The sequence below is a fragment of the Vibrio halioticoli NBRC 102217 genome (genome assembly GCF_000496695.1).
In the GTDB taxonomy this organism is placed as follows: Bacteria; Pseudomonadota; Gammaproteobacteria; order Enterobacterales; family Vibrionaceae; genus Vibrio; species Vibrio halioticoli.
In genome coordinates, this window is sequence record NZ_BAUJ01000109.1 from 1 (window position 1) to 626 (window position 626).

Annotated in this window: 4 tRNA genes; all 4 read left to right on the forward strand. The window is 45.0% G+C overall.

The window, feature by feature from the left end:
- The first annotated feature begins 66 nt into the window (after positions 1-66).
- The 4 genes from VHA01S_RS17740 (at position 67) to VHA01S_RS17755 (ending at position 442) form a co-directional block, all read left to right on the forward strand.
- Positions 67-142: transfer RNA gene (locus tag VHA01S_RS17740), tRNA-Glu, on the forward strand.
- Positions 143-144: 2 nt separating this feature from the next.
- A tRNA-Lys gene (locus VHA01S_RS17745) sits at positions 145-220 on the forward strand.
- A 33-nt stretch (positions 221-253) separates the two neighbouring features.
- Positions 254-329 (forward strand) — tRNA-Ala (locus VHA01S_RS17750).
- 37 nt (positions 330-366) lie between these two features.
- Positions 367-442, forward strand: a tRNA-Val gene (locus tag VHA01S_RS17755).
- Positions 443-626 lie beyond the last annotated feature (184 nt).

The following is a 626-nucleotide window of genomic DNA, read 5'->3' on the forward strand; positions in this document are numbered from 1 at the left end:
TAGAAATGTCTCCCAAGACATTTCAACAGTTTGTTTTCGCTTTTTAAAAGTGAAAGTAAACCTAGTGTCCCGTTCGTCTAGAGGCCTAGGACACCGCCCTTTCACGGCGGTAACAGGGGTTCGACTCCCCTACGGGATACCATTGGGTCGTTAGCTCAGCTGGTAGAGCAGTTGACTTTTAATCAATTGGTCGCAGGTTCGAATCCTGCACGACCCACCATTTTCTCCTTTTGGCAGAAAATGAATCTAAGATGGGGCTATAGCTCAGCTGGGAGAGCGCCTGCCTTGCACGCAGGAGGTCTGCGGTTCGATCCCGCATAGCTCCACCATTCTTAGAAATGTTCATACCACTGAACAATAAAATGTGGGCGATTAGCTCAGTTGGGAGAGCACCTCCCTTACAAGGAGGGGGTCACTGGTTCGAGCCCAGTATCGCCCACCATTCTCTAACTATTTTTGGAAAGTTATTCCAAACCAGAACAAGAAATTGATACTGGTTGGGATTTTTGTCGCCTAAGCGATTTACCGAAAGTGATTAGAAAATGGTTTTATAGCTGTATGGCTAAAAAATCTCGCTCTTTAACAATTTGGAAAGCTGACGATAAGTAATGTGATTTCATTACTTA